At 42.8% G+C, this 16685-nt stretch carries 18 protein-coding genes and 1 other annotated feature; of the genes, 14 read left to right on the top strand and 4 right to left on the bottom strand.

Going from position 1 to position 16685, the window contains the following annotated elements:
• Positions 1–40: 40 nt before the first annotated feature.
• On the bottom strand, positions 41–970 hold the full coding sequence (locus V5M37_RS22865) for a nuclease-related domain-containing protein (protein WP_423799277.1): 930 nt from the start codon (positions 968–970) through the stop codon (positions 41–43).
• A gap of 208 nt (positions 971–1178) precedes the next feature.
• Positions 1179–1310 (top strand) — a sequence feature (ribosomal protein L20 leader region).
• Positions 1311–1416: 106 nt separating this feature from the next.
• Here V5M37_RS22865 and infC point away from each other — a divergent pair.
• From infC to V5M37_RS22835, 6 genes are all read left to right on the top strand, one after another.
• Positions 1417–1920, top strand: coding sequence for a translation initiation factor IF-3 (gene infC / locus V5M37_RS22860; protein WP_277398316.1), 504 nt, complete (start codon positions 1417–1419; stop codon positions 1918–1920).
• A 16-nt stretch (positions 1921–1936) separates the two neighbouring features.
• Positions 1937–2137: a 50S ribosomal protein L35 gene (gene rpmI, locus V5M37_RS22855; RefSeq protein WP_213119942.1), complete on the top strand. Its 201-nt coding sequence runs from the start codon at positions 1937–1939 to the stop codon at positions 2135–2137.
• Between the two features lie 38 nt (positions 2138–2175).
• On the top strand, positions 2176–2535 hold the full coding sequence (rplT, locus tag V5M37_RS22850) for a 50S ribosomal protein L20 (protein ID WP_423799276.1): 360 nt from the start codon (positions 2176–2178) through the stop codon (positions 2533–2535).
• A 58-nt stretch (positions 2536–2593) separates the two neighbouring features.
• The gene (locus V5M37_RS22845; protein ID WP_423799275.1) at positions 2594–2854 is read left to right on the top strand and encodes a DUF1294 domain-containing protein; all 261 of its coding nucleotides are present in this window, start codon (positions 2594–2596) and stop codon (positions 2852–2854) included.
• 2 nt (positions 2855–2856) lie between these two features.
• The gene (locus V5M37_RS22840; protein ID WP_423799274.1) at positions 2857–3348 is read left to right on the top strand and encodes a dUTP diphosphatase; all 492 of its coding nucleotides are present in this window, start codon (positions 2857–2859) and stop codon (positions 3346–3348) included.
• Between the two features lie 65 nt (positions 3349–3413).
• The gene (locus tag V5M37_RS22835; RefSeq protein WP_423799273.1) at positions 3414–4499 is read left to right on the top strand and encodes a M42 family metallopeptidase; all 1086 of its coding nucleotides are present in this window, start codon (positions 3414–3416) and stop codon (positions 4497–4499) included.
• Between the two features lie 234 nt (positions 4500–4733).
• Here the strand turns inward: V5M37_RS22835 and sspI are convergent, their stop codons facing one another.
• Complete coding sequence (gene sspI, locus V5M37_RS22830) at positions 4734–4943, bottom strand: small acid-soluble spore protein SspI (protein ID WP_213119948.1); 210 nt, start codon at positions 4941–4943, stop codon at positions 4734–4736.
• 230 nt (positions 4944–5173) lie between these two features.
• Between sspI and V5M37_RS22825 the strand changes: the two genes are divergently transcribed.
• From V5M37_RS22825 to pheT, 3 genes are all read left to right on the top strand, one after another.
• Positions 5174–5929, top strand: a complete 756-nt coding sequence (locus V5M37_RS22825) for a TrmH family RNA methyltransferase (protein ID WP_423799272.1) — start codon at positions 5174–5176, stop codon at positions 5927–5929.
• A 349-nt stretch (positions 5930–6278) separates the two neighbouring features.
• Positions 6279–7316: a phenylalanine--tRNA ligase subunit alpha gene (pheS, locus tag V5M37_RS22820; RefSeq protein ID WP_423799271.1), complete on the top strand. Its 1038-nt coding sequence runs from the start codon at positions 6279–6281 to the stop codon at positions 7314–7316.
• A gap of 12 nt (positions 7317–7328) precedes the next feature.
• Positions 7329–9743, top strand: coding sequence for a phenylalanine--tRNA ligase subunit beta (gene pheT / locus V5M37_RS22815; protein WP_423799270.1), 2415 nt, complete (start codon positions 7329–7331; stop codon positions 9741–9743).
• A gap of 44 nt (positions 9744–9787) precedes the next feature.
• Here the strand turns inward: pheT and V5M37_RS22810 are convergent, their stop codons facing one another.
• Both V5M37_RS22810 and rnhC read right to left on the bottom strand, forming a co-directional pair.
• Positions 9788–10075 carry a 4a-hydroxytetrahydrobiopterin dehydratase gene (locus V5M37_RS22810; protein ID WP_423799269.1) on the bottom strand — a complete coding sequence of 96 codons (288 nt, stop codon included), beginning with the start codon at positions 10073–10075 and terminating at the stop codon, positions 9788–9790.
• A 20-nt stretch (positions 10076–10095) separates the two neighbouring features.
• Positions 10096–11064 (bottom strand): ribonuclease HIII, encoded by a 969-nt coding sequence (gene rnhC / locus V5M37_RS22805; protein ID WP_423802669.1) that lies wholly within the window; start codon positions 11062–11064, stop codon positions 10096–10098.
• Between the two features lie 104 nt (positions 11065–11168).
• On the opposite strand from rnhC, the gene zapA reads away from it, so the two are divergent.
• From zapA to V5M37_RS22780, 5 genes are all read left to right on the top strand, one after another.
• Positions 11169–11429: a cell division protein ZapA gene (gene zapA, locus V5M37_RS22800; RefSeq protein ID WP_423799268.1), complete on the top strand. Its 261-nt coding sequence runs from the start codon at positions 11169–11171 to the stop codon at positions 11427–11429.
• Between the two features lie 5 nt (positions 11430–11434).
• A complete protein-coding gene (locus V5M37_RS22795) occupies positions 11435–11977 on the top strand; it encodes a CvpA family protein (protein ID WP_423799267.1) in 543 nt (180 codons plus the stop codon).
• A gap of 82 nt (positions 11978–12059) precedes the next feature.
• The gene (gene polX / locus V5M37_RS22790; protein WP_423799266.1) at positions 12060–13775 is read left to right on the top strand and encodes a DNA polymerase/3'-5' exonuclease PolX; all 1716 of its coding nucleotides are present in this window, start codon (positions 12060–12062) and stop codon (positions 13773–13775) included.
• 18 nt (positions 13776–13793) lie between these two features.
• Positions 13794–16157 (top strand): endonuclease MutS2, encoded by a 2364-nt coding sequence (locus tag V5M37_RS22785; RefSeq protein WP_423799265.1) that lies wholly within the window; start codon positions 13794–13796, stop codon positions 16155–16157.
• 113 nt (positions 16158–16270) lie between these two features.
• Positions 16271–16678 (top strand): DUF350 domain-containing protein, encoded by a 408-nt coding sequence (locus V5M37_RS22780; RefSeq protein WP_423799264.1) that lies wholly within the window; start codon positions 16271–16273, stop codon positions 16676–16678.
• The last annotated feature ends 7 nt before the right edge of the window (positions 16679–16685 follow it).

The following is a 16685-nucleotide window of genomic DNA, read 5'->3' as shown; positions in this document are numbered from 1 at the left end:
GTCCGAACCTGAGCAACCTTCGGACAAAACCGTTCCGGACTTACTCGAAAAAAGTATTTGAACTAACCCCAATTGCTTTAAAGTGCTTATTCAATATCCTTCTGATTCTCTTTTTACATTCAACAACCCCGCACCATTCATAAACAACATTAGTCGTTATTTTCATCCCAGGAAAAAGCAGCTTAATTTCGCTCACACATCGCAAAACAGCGTCTGTCACCAACTCTTCATTCCCGCAATCCAAGCAAATACAATTCTTTCCTTCAACAGAAATCGAAAACGAGTTGCAGATTTTACAGGTATGTCCTTTTCTCAGCTGGTCATATCGATATGAGGGCAATTGTGTATAAGGTGATTTTTTAATATGGAGAGAAACAAGTTTGTCTGCAAGCCTCTTGTGATAGTCAGTTAGCTTTAATGGTGACTTGTCCAATTTTTCTAAATAACTAGATACCTGTGTTGGAAAAATAAAGGGCTTGGTGAGGGGAGCTTGGTATAGTGTGAACTTGGGATTGATGAAAATTACCTTGGCTTCAATCGGCAGATTTACTCCCAGGCTTTGAAGCAATTGGCGGAGCAAAGATTCACTCCGAATTAACTGGTAAAGTGGATTAGTATATTCAGTCTTTGGCAGCTTATATAATCTATCTGATTCTGGTTCGGATTCTGGCCCTAACTCGTAAAAATAATTACCTTCATAATTTTTTACTTCATACAAATAAATTTGTTCAGGCACAATAATCAATGAGTCAATTTGAAAAGTTTGATTGTGTACCGTAAACAACAAATCGTTTAAAATAATGCTTTCGCATCTGAGCTGTTCCGTCAGCTTATCAAACATTATCTCTCCTTCATATCCCTTTTTTAGTCGTAGATAATGCTTCTTGTCATCATCTGATAAAGTCATCCGGGCATTTAACAGTCCTAAAATGAGTAATTCTTCAGACTCAGTTCGCGGTTTATATGCCATTTAGCCACATCCTTTCTCCAAATTTATTTTAATAAAAAATGCTTCTCCTAGGAATGAATATTTTGTTAACTTTTACCTGTAATAAAAATATGTTGAATAATTTCCGCTTTCCTGCTAAAATAAATTTCGTTGTCACAAAAGGAGTTCATTTGACAAAAGTTCTTTGCTTGTGATATAGTATCTAAGGTATAAATTGAATACTTGTTTCTAGGAAAAGAAGAAGCACCCGCTTCTCACCTGATTGACGCAGTTTGGTAGTTGGCAGGTTTTACGAGGACTTTTAGTTATTTTAACTTTGTTCGTAAAGTGTGGGTGTGTACATCCACACTTTTTTATTTGTACTTCTCATGGACTGCCAAACATAAAAAAATCTTGGTGGGGAGTATGTTTTTCCAAACGTTGTATTCTTGATTAAACCTTGGAGGTGGCTAATTATTAGCAAAGACATGTTAGTAAATGATGGGATTCGCGCTCGTGAAGTTCGCTTGATTGATCAAAATGGCGAGCAGTTAGGAATTAAATCCAAAATCGAAGCGCTGGAGATTGCCGGACGAGTGAATTTAGATTTAGTGCTTGTAGCACCAAACGCTAAGCCTCCGGTAGCCCGGATTATGGACTACGGCAAATTTAAATTCGAGAATCAAAAGAAAGAAAAAGAAGCTCGAAAGAACCAAAAGATTATCACGACAAAAGAAGTTCGTTTAAGTCCAACAATTGATGAGCACGACTTTAATACAAAGCTTCGCAATGCTATTAAGTTCTTGGAAAAAGGCGACAAGGTAAAGGCCTCCATCCGTTTCAAGGGCCGGGCAATTACCCATAAAGAAATCGGTCAGAAAGTATTAGACCGTTTTGCAGTAGAGTGTAAGGAAGTAGCTACGATTGAGTCTCATCCAAAAATGGATGGCCGTAGCATGTTCTTGGTTTTAGCACCTAAAATCGAAAAGTAATAAGGAGGACATCCCAATGCCAAAAATGAAAACTCACCGCGGCGCTGCTAAGCGTTTCAAGAAAACTGGATCTGGTCAATTAAAGCGTGACCACGCTTATACAAGCCACTTATTCGCAAACAAATCTACAAAAGCTAAGCGTAAGCTTCGCAAGTCTTCACTTGTATCTAAAGGTGATTTCAAACGCATTCGTCAATTATTAACAAACGTAAAGTAATCGATATAAGCATTGATTTAATCTAGGAGGGAAATTACATGCCACGTGTAAAAGGCGGTACAGTTACTCGCAAACGTCGTAAAAAAGTTCTTAAATTAGCTAAAGGTTATTATGGTTCAAAACATACATTATATAAAGTTGCTAACCAACAGGTTATGAAATCTTTAATGTATGCATTCCGCGACCGTCGCCAAAAGAAGCGCGACTTCCGCAAACTTTGGATTACTCGTATCAACGCAGCAGCTCGCATCAACGGTCTTTCTTACAGCCGTTTAATGCATGGTTTAAAGCTTGCTGAAATCGAAGTAAACCGCAAAATGCTTGCTGAATTAGCAATCAGCGATGCAAACGCATTTGCTGAATTAGCAAACGCTGCTAAAGCTCAACTAAATAAATAATTAAACATATGGCCATTCTCTATGATGAGGATGGCCTTTTCTGTAGAGGAGATTGTTTATGGTAGGATTATGGGCAGCTATTATGGCTATAAACATAGTGGCGTTCAGCTTAATGGGCGTTGATAAAAACAGAGCGAAGAAACATCAATACCGGATTCGTGAAAGAACGTTATGGCTTGCAGCGTTATTTGGCGGTGCTGTTGGCGCTGCGGTTGGGATGTACTTTTTCCGGCATAAAACAAAGCATCTGCAGTTCAAGATTGGCTTTCCGATTCTGGCAATCATCGATGTCATACTTTTTATAAAGGGAGTGTTCTAATAATGAACCTTGTGAAGTTGTTTCAAATGCAAAAGGCATTAGATTCGCATATTGAGGAAAAGCATCAGCTTCAGGACGAGGATTTATTCAGCCGAAAAGTTCTCGCTTTATTAGTTGAGCTTGGTGAGCTCGCTAACGAAACCCGCTGCTTTAAATTTTGGAGCGTTAAGCCTTCATCATCAAAAAATGTGATTCTTGAGGAGTTCGTTGATGGGGTTCATTTTATTTTATCGCTGGGGATTGAGTGCGGATTTGATCAAAAAGGAATGGAATTAAAGGCTGCACAGCCTGAGTGCAGCGTGACGGAACAGTTCTTACGTGTTTATGAAGGGGTCACCATTTTTCAAAAAACACAAAGCTTTGAGGATTACCTGCGATTATTCGAAGCATATTTGCAGCTTGCAGTCCTGCTTGGGATATCTTATGAAGAAATGGAACAGGCATATTTTTCAAAAAACGAAGTAAATTATCAAAGACAGCAAAACAACTATTAATTTGTTAATTGTCAAATAGTTTCGTTATAATGAAAATGATCGTACATATAAAAGGGGGCTAAATAATGGCAAAAATGGATGAAACATTGACCATGTTGAAGGATTTAACCGATGCCAATGGAATTCCTGGCAATGAGCGTGAAGTCCGCGAAGTCATGAAAAAATACATAGCACCATATGCAGATGAAATCACGACTGACGGATTAGGCAGTTTAATTGCAAAGAAAGTCGGCAAGGAGGGCGGCCCTAAAATCATGGTAGCCGGTCACTTGGACGAAGTCGGTTTTATGGTGACGGCAATTGATGACAAGGGTTTCCTCCGTTTTCAAACAGTCGGCGGCTGGTGGGGGCAGGTCATGCTTGCACAGCGTGTCACGATTGTTACTAGGAAAGGCAATGTAACAGGAATTATCGGCTCTAAGCCGCCGCATGTTTTATCAGCGGAAGCCCGCAAGAAGCCAATTGAAATCAAAGATATGTTTATTGATATCGGTGCATCAAGCCGGGAGGAAGCATCTGAGTGGGGCGTGCGTCCTGGAGACATGGTCGTGCCATATTTTGAATTTACCGTAATGAACAATGAAAAGATGCTTCTTGCGAAAGCTTGGGATAACCGCATCGGCTGTGCGATTGCGATTGATGTTTTAAAGCAATTGCAAGGTGTTGATCATCCGAATGTTGTTTACGGCGTCGGAAATGTTCAAGAAGAGGTTGGCTTACGCGGTGCCAAGACAGCTACTTATAAAATCGAGCCGGATATCGGCTTTGCAGTTGATGTAGGTATAGCCGGCGATACACCTGGAATTAGCGAAAAAGAAGCGATGAGCAAAATGGGCAAAGGGCCCCAAGTGGTTGTCTATGATGCGTCGATGGTAGCGCACAAAGGACTGCGTGATTTTGTAACGGATACTGCGGATGAACTCAACATCCCTTACCAGTTTGAATCCATCCCAGGCGGTGGAACAGATGCGGGCTCCATCCATTTAACGCATAATGGTGTACCAGCGCTGGCGATTACGATTGCAACCCGTTATATTCATTCACATGCTGCAATGCTCCATCGAGATGACTATGAAAATGCTGTTAAGCTGATTGTAGAGGTCATTAAGCGTTTGGATCGCGAGGCTGTTGATAAGATTACGTTTGAATAAGAATATTGGGGTCCCCGGCTGCTGTGTTTGCGCCGGGGATTATTTGTAATTTGGCGATTCGCCGATAGAATGCTCCGATTCGCCGATAGAATGCTGCGATTCGCTGATAAAACCCAAAAATTCGCCGATAGACTTCTCAAATTCGCTGATAGAACCCGAAAATTCGCCGTTAGACCCTGCCTCCCCAAAAAAAACAGCCGCCAACCCATCGGCTGGCGGCTAAAAATCCCATTTTTAATGCTTTAACCCGCTTTCAAGCGTGCCAAGCATCTCTTTTTTCTCTTGTTCAGATGAATTTTGCCAAATTACTTCAAATAAAACGCCTAAACCCGGCAGCATTTTCTCTTCCCCGCTTTGAATCGCATCGACAATGGTATCCTCTAATTGGTCTTGCGTATTATTGGAAACATTGTGAATAACAGCATTCCGCAAATTGAAATTCATAATGGGCCACTCCTTCTTTAACCTTAAATTCTTTAGTTAATAGGGAATTTTAAAATTCCCCAAATTTATACTTCCCTAACGCATAAATTCAACTACGCTTCTGTCTTCATCCTAACGGACTCGACAATCAGCGAGTTTTCATCTATTATCATTTCTAATTTTGGTTTTAATATGTATTTTAAATGGGCTATAATGTAAAAATCAGAGTAATTTTTAAAGGGGAAACAGAATTGAAATATATCCAATCGCAGCAAAATCCGCAGGTTAAGCAATGGAAAAAGCTTTTAACGAAAAAAGAGCGGGACCGCTCAGATACATTTTTAGTGGAAGGCTTTCATTTAGTGGAAGAAGCACTCAAACAGGATGAACAAGTTTTAGAAATCATTATTTCTGAAAAAATAGGTGTGCCGCCGCGCCTCGATGCAGGGCAGACACCTATTTACATGGTGACGGAGGAAATCGCCGATTCCTTATCGGAAACGGAGACCCCCCAGGGGATTTATGCTGTCTGCCGGCAAGCCGATCAAAAAACAGACTTAAAAAATGCAAAAACGTACCTCCTAATCGATGCTGTTCAAGATCCCGGAAATCTCGGCACGATGATTCGGACAGCCGATGCGGCGGGAATTGATGCGGTAATTGTAGGTAAAGGCAGCGTCGATGTCTTTAACGGAAAGGTTCTTCGTTCCGCTCAAGGAAGTCACTTTCACCTTCCAATCATAAGAGGCGACCTTCAAGAATGGACGAAAAAACTGAAAGAAAAAAATATACCTGTATATGGAACAGCACTCGAAGGAGCTTCTGCATATACTGATATTTCAACCGGTGAAGCTTTCGCCCTGATTGTCGGCAACGAGGGGATCGGCATGGATAAAGGACTTCTGTCCCAAACAACCGCCAACCTTTATATTCCGATTTACGGCAAAAGCGAATCGCTGAATGTCGCGGTTGCGGCAGGAATTCTTTTATATTACTTGAAAAAATAAATTTGAAACACTCAAAAAATTAGTATATAATAATGAACAATGTTGATATTTAAAAGACAATGACGGAGAAAAGTATCTTGTCAAATGGCCATTTTTAGGGAGAAAGTGCCGCGACTGAAAGCACTTTTATGGACAGGGCAGGAGAAGTTCACCTCCCGAGTCGGCATCGGGACCATTTCCATTGGAGATGTAAAGATGCGCCCGGCTACAGCCGTTATCTGAATCGAGCGAACACAATATGTGTATACATACGTGTTTACAAGGGTGGTACCGCGATCTAATACCTCGTCCCTTTTTTGGGGGCGGGGTTTTTTTATTTTTTACATAAAAAATTTAAGGAGGAATCCAAATGCAAGAGCGTTTAAAGGAATTGCAAGCTGAAGCAATTCAGAAAGTGGAACAGTCTTCAAGCTTAAAAGATTTGAATGACATCCGTGTTGCATATTTAGGGAAAAAAGGCCCGATTACCGAGGTATTGCGTGGCATGGGCAAATTATCGGCGGAAGAGCGTCCGGTGATTGGAGCTCTCGCTAATGAAGTACGTGAAGCCATCGCTGCTAAAATCGAAGCTAAGCAAAATCAGCTGGAAGAAGCAGCTGTCTTAGAAAAATTGGCTTCTGAAAGCATTGACGTCACCCTTCCAGGGCGTCCTGTTAAGGTTGGGAACCATCATCCATTAACAAAAATCATCGAGGAAATCGAAGACTTGTTTATCGGAATGGGCTATGAAATAGCAGAAGGACCTGAGGTAGAGCAGGATTATTATAACTTCGAAGCGTTGAACCTGCCGAAAGGCCACCCAGCACGCGACATGCAGGATTCCTTCTACATTACGGAAGAAATCTTGCTTCGCACCCATACATCGCCGGTTCAGGCCCGGACGATGGAAAAGAACAACGGCAAAGGTCCGATCAAAATCATCTGCCCTGGTAAAGTATACCGCCGCGATAATGATGATGCGACGCACTCACATCAGTTCATGCAAATTGAGGGCTTAGTGGTAGGCGAAAATATCCGCATGAGTGACCTTAAGGGAACGTTGGATGTATTTGCTAAAAAGATGTTCGGCCAAGACCGTGAAATCCGTCTTCGCCCAAGCTTTTTCCCATTCACAGAACCTTCCGTTGAGATGGATATTTCCTGTAAAGTATGCGGCGGCCACGGCTGTAATGTTTGTAAGCAGACAGGCTGGATTGAAATCCTTGGCGCCGGAATGGTTCATCCAAACGTACTTGAGATGGCTGGCTATGATTCAAAGAAATACACTGGATTTGCTTTTGGAATGGGACCTGAGCGGATTGCGATGCTGAAATACGGTGTTGATGATATCCGTCATTTCTATACAAATGATGTTCGTTTCTTAAAGCAATTTTCGGTGGAAGAATAGGAGGTTGACATTATGTTCGTTTCATATAAATGGCTCCAGGATTACGTAGACTTAACTGGAGTATCGGCAAATGAATTAGCTGAAAAAATTACTAAAAGCGGGATTGAAGTAGAAGGCGTTGAAATCCTAAATGAAGGCATTAAGGGTGTTGTGGTTGGTCATGTAGTAGAACGTGTGCAGCATCCAAATGCCGATAAATTAAGCAAGTGTCAGGTTGATATTGGCGAGGGTGAGCCAGTTCAGATTATCTGCGGTGCGCCGAATGTCGCCCAGGGTCAAAAGGTAGCTGTTGCAAAAGTTGGTGCCGTTCTTCCAGGCAATTTTAAAATTAAGAAAGCAAAACTTCGCGGCGAAGAATCAAACGGTATGATTTGTTCTTTACAAGAGCTTGGCATGGAAGGGAAAATTGTTCCTAAAGAATACGCAGAAGGAATCTTTGTTTTTCCAGCAGATGCAGAGGTCGGGACAGATGCACTCGCCTTGTTGAATCGCGACGACGAAGTTCTTGAACTTGGGTTAACGCCAAACCGTGCCGATTGCTTAAGCATGTTAGGGGTTGCTTATGAAGTGGCAGCAATTCTTGGCAGAGAGGTTACGCTTCCGGAAACAAGCCTAGAGCCGCTTAGTGAAAAGGCAACGGATTATGTAAAGGTTGTTGTCGAGGCGACTGAGGATAATCCGCTATACGTTGCGAAAATGATTAAAAATGTAAAAATCGGGCCGTCACCACTGTGGATGCAAACCCGCTTAATGTCTGCGGGAATCCGTCCGCACAATAACGTGGTTGATATCACAAACTACATTCTTCTCGAATATGGCCAGCCGCTTCATGCGTTTGACTACGACCGTTTGGGTTCAAAAGAAATCCTTGTCCGCCGTGCGAACGATGGCGAGAAATTTGTGACGCTTGATGATGTAGAGCGCACATTAACGGCTGACCATTTAGTGATCACGAACGGAACAGAACCTGTTGCGCTTGCTGGTGTAATGGGCGGTGCCAATTCTGAGGTAACTTCTGATACGACTACTGTGTTATTGGAAGCAGCTTATTTTAACGGGGCAACAGTAAGAAAAGCGTCTAAAGATCACGGCCTGCGCAGTGAAGCTAGCGCCCGGTTTGAAAAAGGGGTAGACCCGAACCGTGTACGTGTTGCTGGTGAACGTGCAGCCTACTTAATGGCTAAGTACGCTGGCGGTGAAGTGTTAGAGGGTGCAGCAGAGGTTGATACATTAACTGTTGAGCCGGCAGTGGTTTCAGTTACTCTTGAAAAAATCAATCGCGTACTTGGAACCGGCCTTGAAATGAAGGATGTGGAAGCCATCTTCGACCGCCTTCAATTTGGGGTTTCTGTTGAAGGTGACACGGTTACTGTAACGGCACCAACACGCCGCGGCGATATCAAAATCGAAGAGGATTTACTCGAAGAGGTTGCCCGCCTATTCGGCTATGACAACATCCCGAAAACCTTGCCGATTGGTTCCACAACACCAGGAAAGCTATCTGAATACCAAAAGAAACGCCGTGTCGTCCGTGCTTATTTAGAAGGAGCCGGTCTGTACCAGGCCGTAACTTATTCTTTAACAAGTGAAGAAAAAGCATCTCAGTTTGCTATGGAAAAGCGGGATTTCATTCGCCTAGCGATGCCAATGAGCGAAGACCGCAGTATACTTCGCCTAAGCATCCTGCCACAGCTGCTCGAAGTATTGAAATACAACAGCGCTCGTCAAAATGACAGCCTAGCAGTATACGAAACCGGAAATGTCTTTTTATCCAACGGTGTGGAAGTTCTTCCTGAAGAAAAAGAGCATTTGGCTGGAGCGATTACCGGTCTTTGGAACAATCATTCTTGGCAGGGCGAAAAGAAACCTGTTGATTTCTTCGTTTTAAAAGGTATTTTGGAAGGATTATTCGCAAAGCTAGGTCTGACAGAACGTGTCTCATATGTTCAAGCACAAGTAGAAGGCATGCACCCAGGGCGCACCGCTGAAATCCGGATAGATGGCTCGAAAATTGGTTTTGCCGGCCAGCTGCATCCAAGCGTCCAAAAAGACTTAGATTTAAAGGATACCTATGTATTTGAAATATCCTTAAAAGCAGTTCTTGGTGTAGAAACGGAAGTACTGCAATATCAGTCTATTCCGCGCTACCCATCCATCACAAGAGACATTGCTCTTGTGGTAAACCGAGAAACGGTGTCAGGCACGTTGAAGGATATTATCGTTAAAGCTGGTTCACCTCTTTTGAAAGAAGCTTATGTCTTTGATTTATATGAGGGCGATAAGATGGAGGAAGGCAAGAAGTCGATTGCGTTCTCATTGAAATATGTGGATCCAGAACGTACTTTGACAGATGAAGAGGTAACAAAGGTTCACGCGCGCGTGCTTGAGGCATTAAAAGAGCAAGCAGGTGCGGTTTTAAGGGGATAAGTATTAAAAAAGAGTATCCATTGGCGTGGATACTCTTTTTGCGTTTAGTTGTGTTTCTCGTAGAGGGTGTCATATTGTTTTGCAAGGGAGATATCTAGGTCGGTTAAACCTCCAGCATGCCAGGAGGTTATTTTTAAAGTGACCATTTTATAGTCAATCGATATGAATGGATGGTGATTGTTTTCTTCGGATAATTGGGCGATGTCATTAACGAATGCAATCCCTTTTAAAAATTCCTGAAAGCGGTACTTTTTTACGATGAACTTGCCGTCCAGTTTCCAGCCGGTTAGATTATTAAGCACTAAAGCAACTTCTTCATCACTTAATCTCAATTTAACCCCTCCCTAAAATCTTACTTCTTCTTTTTATTAACTAATGCCAACGCCTTATCCGTATTTGCAAAATGAATCTTCACAAACCCCGGCAGCACTCTTTGCCCTTTTTTCAAGATAAGCTTGGCAGCAGCCTCATCCACCTGAGACCCGGCCCCTTTCGGCAGTCGAAAACCGGCCGCTTCGCTGAGTTTATCGATGTATTGGATAAAAGCATACCGGGCGAGAATACTTGCCGCGGCCACGGCTAAATGGATGCCCTCGGCCTTCGTGCTGAAATAGACATTCTCCCTGACAATTGCTTTCTGCCCTTTAAGATGCTGATAATAAGTTCCCGACTGAACAAATTGGTCAATTAAGACAGCGTCAGGCTTCTCCGGTGAAATTTTTTCTAAAACCTTCAAAATCGCCTGGTTATGAAGCAATGCCTTCATTTTTCCCTGTGACATTCCTGCCGCCTGAACTTGATTATACTTTTCATTTTTTAATGTCATGAGGCTAAAGGGAACAATATCCTTGATCACCTTTGCGATTTCAATTATTTTGTCATCGTTTAAATCCTTCGAATCTCTAACTCCCAATTCTTTTAATAAAGGAATATCCTTTTTCCGTACATAAGCAGCGACAACCGTAATCGGACCGAAGAAGTCCCCAGTTCCGACTTCATCCGAGCCAATGACAGACCATTCACTAAAACCGGCCGGAAGCCCCGCCCCTGCCTTGGCAGAGGAAGACGTCATTTTTCCATTGCCGGCTGCCTTCTTGGCAGGCTCGGCTCCTGAAGCGGCCCCGCCCCATCTTCCCGCTTCCTTCTCACAATCATTCCCCTGAAACAAAACCTTTCCCGATTTATAAGCGGTAATGGCACAACCGGGAGTTTTCGCGGCAAACACGCTTCCGGGCGGAACCTTATCCGTTAAATGCTTGCTGTAAAAGTCTTTCATCTTTAAAATGGTATTCATATTACATACTAAAACAACATTTGCCACTAAAAGCACCACATTTCTATTAAATATATTCATTATTACAACTTTTCGACTTTAATCTTTTCATGTTATGATATAGTGTAGGATTCCTGAAAGGGGCATTAACATTGTCGAATACTCAGAAAAATAGAATTACCGTAGATATTTACGGGCAACAATACGTGATCTTAGGCACGGAAAGTGCGAGTCATATTCGCTATGTAGCATCGTTGGTCAACGCTAAAATGCGCGAAATTAGTTCTAAGAATCCAGGACTCGAGGTAAATAAACTTGCAGTTTTAACAGCAGTTAACGCAGTCAATGATTATATCAAAATAAAAGAAGAGATGGAACGACTGACGATAGAACTTCAAAAAGAAAAGGAATAAAAACAATGTTAGATTTAGTCATTATTTTATTTTTAATTATTGGTTTTTTTGTCGGCCTGAAAAGAGGCTTTATCCTGCAGCTTGTACATTTAACAGGGTTCATAATTGCCTACATCGCCGCCTATATTTACTACGATGATCTTGCACCAAAACTGACCCTTTGGATTCCTTATCCAAACCTTGGCGAGGATACGGCATTAAAAATTATCACTGATGCCGCAAACATGGAGACCGCCTTTTATCGGGCGATTGCTTTTGTTATTATCTTTTTTGCTGTAAAGGTGATTATGCAGATTATCGGGTCCATGTTTGATTTTATCGCCCATTTACCGGTACTAAGGCTGTTGAACGTATGGGCTGGTGGAATTTTAGGATTTTTGGAAGTCTATTTAATTATCTTTATTGTATTATATATTGGCGCCTTATTACCAATTGAAATTTTCCAAAATATGCTAGATAGCTCCTTCATGGCAAAGGCGATTGTGAATTACACCCCTGTTCTTTCTCAGCAGATTAAGGACTGGTGGATCGAATATAAAGCTGCGTGAACTTCTCTAATGCAGAGAAGTTTTTCTATTGTTGGAAAAAAGGTTAAAATGAAAATGTGTTAATTAAAGGCAGGTGGAGTTAATGGAAGTGAACAAGAAGGAAGTCATTCGTTTATTGGAAACAATCGCGATTTATATGGAATTAAAGGGTGAGAACCCATTTAAAATTTCGGCCTTCCGCAAGGCTGCAAATGCTTTGGAGACGGACGAACGAAGTTTATTAGAAATAGACGACTTTACAGCACTATCCGGTATCGGCAAAGGGACGGCTGCTGTTATCGAAGAATACATAAAGGAAGGTTCTTCCACCGTTTTAAAGGAGCTAAAGGAAGAGGTTCCGCCAGGTTTGATTCCGCTTCTGCAAATCCCAGGTCTTGGTGGTAAAAAAATCTCCAAGCTTTATCAGGAATTAGGAATTACCGATGTATCAAGCTTAAAAGAAGCATGTGAAGCCGGCCGAGTACAGGGGCTGGCGGGTTTTGGAAAGAAGACGGAGGAAAAAATCTTAAGTGCAATCTCAAACGTGGGGACAAGACCAGAGCGGCTTCCCCTCGCTTACATGCTTCCGATTGCGGAGTGGGTTGAAGTGAACCTGGGGAAATTCAACAATATTGACCGGTTCTCAAGGGCCGGAAGCCTGCGGAGGATGCGGGAAACTATTAAGGATCTGGATTTTATCATTGCTACTGATCAGCCAGAAACTGTCCGTGAACAGCTGTTAAAATTGCCGAATATTAAAGAAGTGATTGGCGCGGGGGATACAAAGGTATCAGTTACCTTGGAATTTGATTATGATATATCCGTTGATTTCCGCTTGGTGAAGCCGGAGGAATTTATTACAACGCTGCACCATTTTACCGGTTCAAAGGACCATAACGTGCGGATGAGACAATTAGCTAAGGAACGCGGCGAAAAAATAAGTGAATACGGCGTTGAAAACGTGGAAACAAGGGAAATCCTCACCTTCTCTTCCGAAGAGGAATTTTTCAAGCATTTCGACCTTCCATTTATCCCTCCTGAAGTGAGAGAGGATGGCCGAGAAGTAGATACATTCAAAGCCGATGAGGAATTAATCGAACTTGAAGACATCAAAGGCGACCTGCACATGCATTCGACCTGGAGTGATGGGGCCCATACGATTGAACAAATGGTGGAGGCCTGCCGGGCCAGGGGCTATCAATACATGGCTATTACCGACCATTCTCAGTATCTGAAGGTGGCGAACGGATTAACTCGCGAAAGACTGTTGCAGCAAAAAGAAGAAATTAAGAAGCTAAATGAAATATATGATGACTTTTTGATTTTATCTGGTGTGGAAATGGACATTTTACCGGACGGCAGTCTGGATTACGAGGATGAACTTCTAGCGGAAATGGATTTTGTGATCGCCTCCATCCATTCAGCTTTTTCACAGCCAAAGGAAAAAATCATGGAGCGCCTAAAGAACGCGCTGCAAAATGCCCATGTTGATTTAATCGCCCATCCGACCGGCCGCAAAATTGGCCGTCGCGAGGGCTATGAAGTGGATATGGACCTACTGATCCAATTGGCGAAAGAAACGAACACAGCATTAGAGTTGAACGCGAATCCAAACCGGCTTGACCTTGCCGCAGAGCATTTACGGAAAGCCCAGGAGGCTGGCGTCAAAATATTAATTAACACCGACGCTCATCAATTGGATACATTAAAGCATATGGAAATCGGTGTGTCCGCGGCTAAAAAAGGCTGGATTAAAAAATCAACTGTAATTAATGCCTTGGATAAAAAGGACTTGCTTAATTTTCTGCATAATAGATAAAAAAGGAGGCTCGCCCTCATGCAAGATAGAGTTTTAAAGGTTTTAGAGTTTACCAAGGTCAGGGAGCAGCTGTTAGAGCACGCTTCCTCCTCCCTTGGAAGAGAAAAAATTAAAAATTTGGTGCCCTCAACAGATTACAATGAGGTCGTTAAGCTGCAAGCCGAAACAGATGAGGCGGCAACTGTTTTACGTATAAAAGGCAATGTACCGCTCTCAGGCATTCACGATATCCGGCCGCACATAAAACGCTCTGTAATTGGTGGTGTATTGAGCCCGCATGAGCTTGTGCAGATTGCCAGCACGATTCATACAAGCCGCCAAATGAAGCGTTTCTTGGAGGAAATTGCCGAGGAACGGACGGAAATTCCAATATTACTTGATCAGGTGGATCAAATTATACCACTAACGGATCTCGAGCAGGCCATCAAAATGGCCATTGACGAAAGCGGTGAAGTCCTTGATGGCGCAAGCGAACTGCTTCGTTCGTTAAGACATCAGCTTCGTACCAGCGAAGCGCGGGTGCGTGAAAAGCTGGAAAGCATGATTCGCTCTTCTAGTGCTCAAAAGATGCTTTCCGATGCGATTATTACGATTCGTAATGACCGTTTTGTCATACCTGTAAAGCAGGAATACCGCGGGCATTATGGCGGGATTATTCATGATCAAAGTTCATCGGGGCAGACGCTATTTATCGAACCCCAAGTGATTGTGCAGCTGAATAACCAGCTCCAAGATATCCGAGTGAAAGAGCATCTGGAGATTGAGCGGATTTTAATAGAGCTTTCCGCCAAGGCAGCAGAATACGAGAGTGAACTTCAGGTCATTGTAAAGATTTTGGCCAATTTGGATTTTGTTTTTGCAAAGGTCCGCTATGGGCGAAAGATAAAAGCGTCAATGCCGGCGATGAACAATGAGGGCAGAATCTCCTTATATAAGGCAAGACACCCCTTAATTCCTATCGAGGAAGTGGTCGCGAACGATATTATGCTCGGCAAAGACTATACGACCATTGTCATTACCGGTCCAAACACCGGGGGAAAAACGGTTACCTTAAAAACGCTCGGCCTATGCACCTTGATGGCACAGGCGGGCCTGCAGGTACCAGCTCTGGATGGTTCTGAGCTGGCTGTGTTCGGGGCCGTCTACGCCGATATTGGTGATGAGCAATCGATTGAACAGAGCTTGAGTACATTTTCCTCACATATGGTGAACATTGTTGACATTTTAGAAAGGGTTGATTTCAACAGCCTCGTCCTGTTTGATGAACTTGGGGCTGGTACTGACCCGCAGGAGGGGGCTGCATTGGCCATTTCCATTCTAGACGAAGTTCATAATCGAGGAGCAAGGGTAGTTGCTACAACCCACTACCCGGAATTAAAAGCATACGGCTATAACCGTGAAGGTGTGTTAAATGCAAGTGTAGAGTTTGATGTAGAAACATTAAGTCCAACCTATAAGCTGCTCTTAGGCGTCCCAGGCCGGAGCAATGCTTTTGAAATCTCGAAACGGCTCGGCCTGAATGAGCGGGTCATTGGGGCAGCACGATCGCATGTAAGCGAGGATACAAATCAAATTGACAAAATGATTGCCTCTCTTGAAGAAAGCAGACGTCAGGCTGAAAACGACCGTGATGAGGCTCTTGATTATTTAAAGCAGGCTGAAAAGCTGCACAAAGACTTGCAACAGCAAATGATCGAGTTTTATGAGAAGAAGGACTCGATGCTTGAGAAAGCCGCAGAAAAGGCGGAGGTAATCGTCGAAGAGGCGAAAAGAGAAGCGGAGCAAGTAATTCGTGATCTTCGCAAGATGCGGACCGAAAAGCATGCTGATATCAAAGAACACGAATTAATTGAAGCAAAAAGGCGCCTAGAAGGCGCGGCACCGGAAATCAAGAAATCGGATAAGCTCATCAATAAGAAAACGAAAAAGTATACTTTCACACCAGGGGATGAGGTAAAGGTACTTACGTTTAACCAAAACGGAATTCTGGTGGATAAAGTCTCGGATAACGAATGGCAGGTTCAGATAGGCATCTTAAAAATGAAGGTTAGAGAAAAGGATTTAGAATATATCGGTGCCTCTCAAACAAAACAACCGGAAATGAAGCCGCTGGCGATTGTTAGGGGGCGGGATTCAAATGTGAAGCTTGAATTGGACCTAAGGGGAGAACGGTATGAAGATGCCCTCTTAAAGGTGGAAAAATATATTGATGATGCCCTGCTGGCCAATTATCCGCGTGTTTCCATTATCCATGGAAAAGGAACAGGTGCATTGAGACAAGGAGTTCAGGAGTATTTGCGGAACCATCGTTCCGTCAAGAAAATCCGCTTTGGAGAAGCCGGTGAAGGCGGTTCAGGTGTCACCGTCGTTGAATTTAAATGAAAACTCGCCGATTGACAAGTCCGCTAGGACGAAGGCAGAGGAGTAGTTGAATTTATGCATTCGGAAGTTGAAAAAATTCCGATTAGCAAAATAGATTCAGGGGAGAGTAGGCAATGGACCAGTTCTGGGAAAACGAATATATTCAAATAGCGGCCTATTACAGTGTTGTCATTTTATGTATGATTGTATTTTTAGCCGTTTTCGAAATGGTTACGAAATACAAAAATTGGGATGAAATAAAGAAGGGAAATTTGGCTGTGGCAATGGCAACCGGTGGAAAAATTTTTGGCGTTGCCAATATTTTTAGACATACCATTGAAGACCACAGTTCATTGCTTTCCATGATTGGCTGGGGCATATACGGCTTTGTACTGCTGCTGGCCGGTTACTTTATCTTTGAATTCTTAACTCCAAAGTTTAAAATTGATGAAGAAATTCAAAATGATAATCGGGCTGTAGGCTTGATTTCGATGATTATTTCCATTGGGCTATCCTATGTCATCGGGGCAGGAATATCATAAGGGGAGA

The sequence above is a fragment of the Neobacillus sp. SAB-20_R2A genome, assembly GCF_049568635.1.
GTDB lineage: Bacteria > Bacillota > Bacilli > Bacillales > Cytobacillaceae > Neobacillus > Neobacillus citreus.
Note: the sequence above shows the minus strand (reverse complement) of the source record. Positions and strands in the feature narration are given on the sequence as shown.

Excerpts from the sequence above, each read along its gene's own strand:
- V5M37_RS22840 (WP_423799274.1), top strand. The coding sequence starts at position 2,857 with ATGAACCTTGTGAAGTTGTTTCAAATGCAAAAGGCATTAGATTCGCAT.
- V5M37_RS22780 (WP_423799264.1), top strand. The coding sequence starts at position 16,271 with ATGGACCAGTTCTGGGAAAACGAATATATTCAAATAGCGGCCTATTAC.
- V5M37_RS22845 (WP_423799275.1), top strand. The coding sequence starts at position 2,594 with ATGGTAGGATTATGGGCAGCTATTATGGCTATAAACATAGTGGCGTTC.
- V5M37_RS22785 (WP_423799265.1), top strand. The coding sequence starts at position 13,794 with ATGCAAGATAGAGTTTTAAAGGTTTTAGAGTTTACCAAGGTCAGGGAG.
- polX (WP_423799266.1), top strand. The coding sequence starts at position 12,060 with ATGGAAGTGAACAAGAAGGAAGTCATTCGTTTATTGGAAACAATCGCG.
- V5M37_RS22835 (WP_423799273.1), top strand. The coding sequence starts at position 3,414 with ATGGCAAAAATGGATGAAACATTGACCATGTTGAAGGATTTAACCGAT.
- V5M37_RS22865 (WP_423799277.1), bottom strand. The coding sequence starts at position 970 with ATGGCATATAAACCGCGAACTGAGTCTGAAGAATTACTCATTTTAGGA.
- V5M37_RS22795 (WP_423799267.1), top strand. The coding sequence starts at position 11,435 with ATGTTAGATTTAGTCATTATTTTATTTTTAATTATTGGTTTTTTTGTC.
- pheS (WP_423799271.1), top strand. The coding sequence starts at position 6,279 with ATGCAAGAGCGTTTAAAGGAATTGCAAGCTGAAGCAATTCAGAAAGTG.
- rpmI (WP_213119942.1), top strand. The coding sequence starts at position 1,937 with ATGCCAAAAATGAAAACTCACCGCGGCGCTGCTAAGCGTTTCAAGAAA.
- rplT (WP_423799276.1), top strand. The coding sequence starts at position 2,176 with ATGCCACGTGTAAAAGGCGGTACAGTTACTCGCAAACGTCGTAAAAAA.
- sspI (WP_213119948.1), bottom strand. The coding sequence starts at position 4,943 with ATGAATTTCAATTTGCGGAATGCTGTTATTCACAATGTTTCCAATAAT.
- pheT (WP_423799270.1), top strand. The coding sequence starts at position 7,329 with ATGTTCGTTTCATATAAATGGCTCCAGGATTACGTAGACTTAACTGGA.
- infC (WP_277398316.1), top strand. The coding sequence starts at position 1,417 with ATGTTAGTAAATGATGGGATTCGCGCTCGTGAAGTTCGCTTGATTGAT.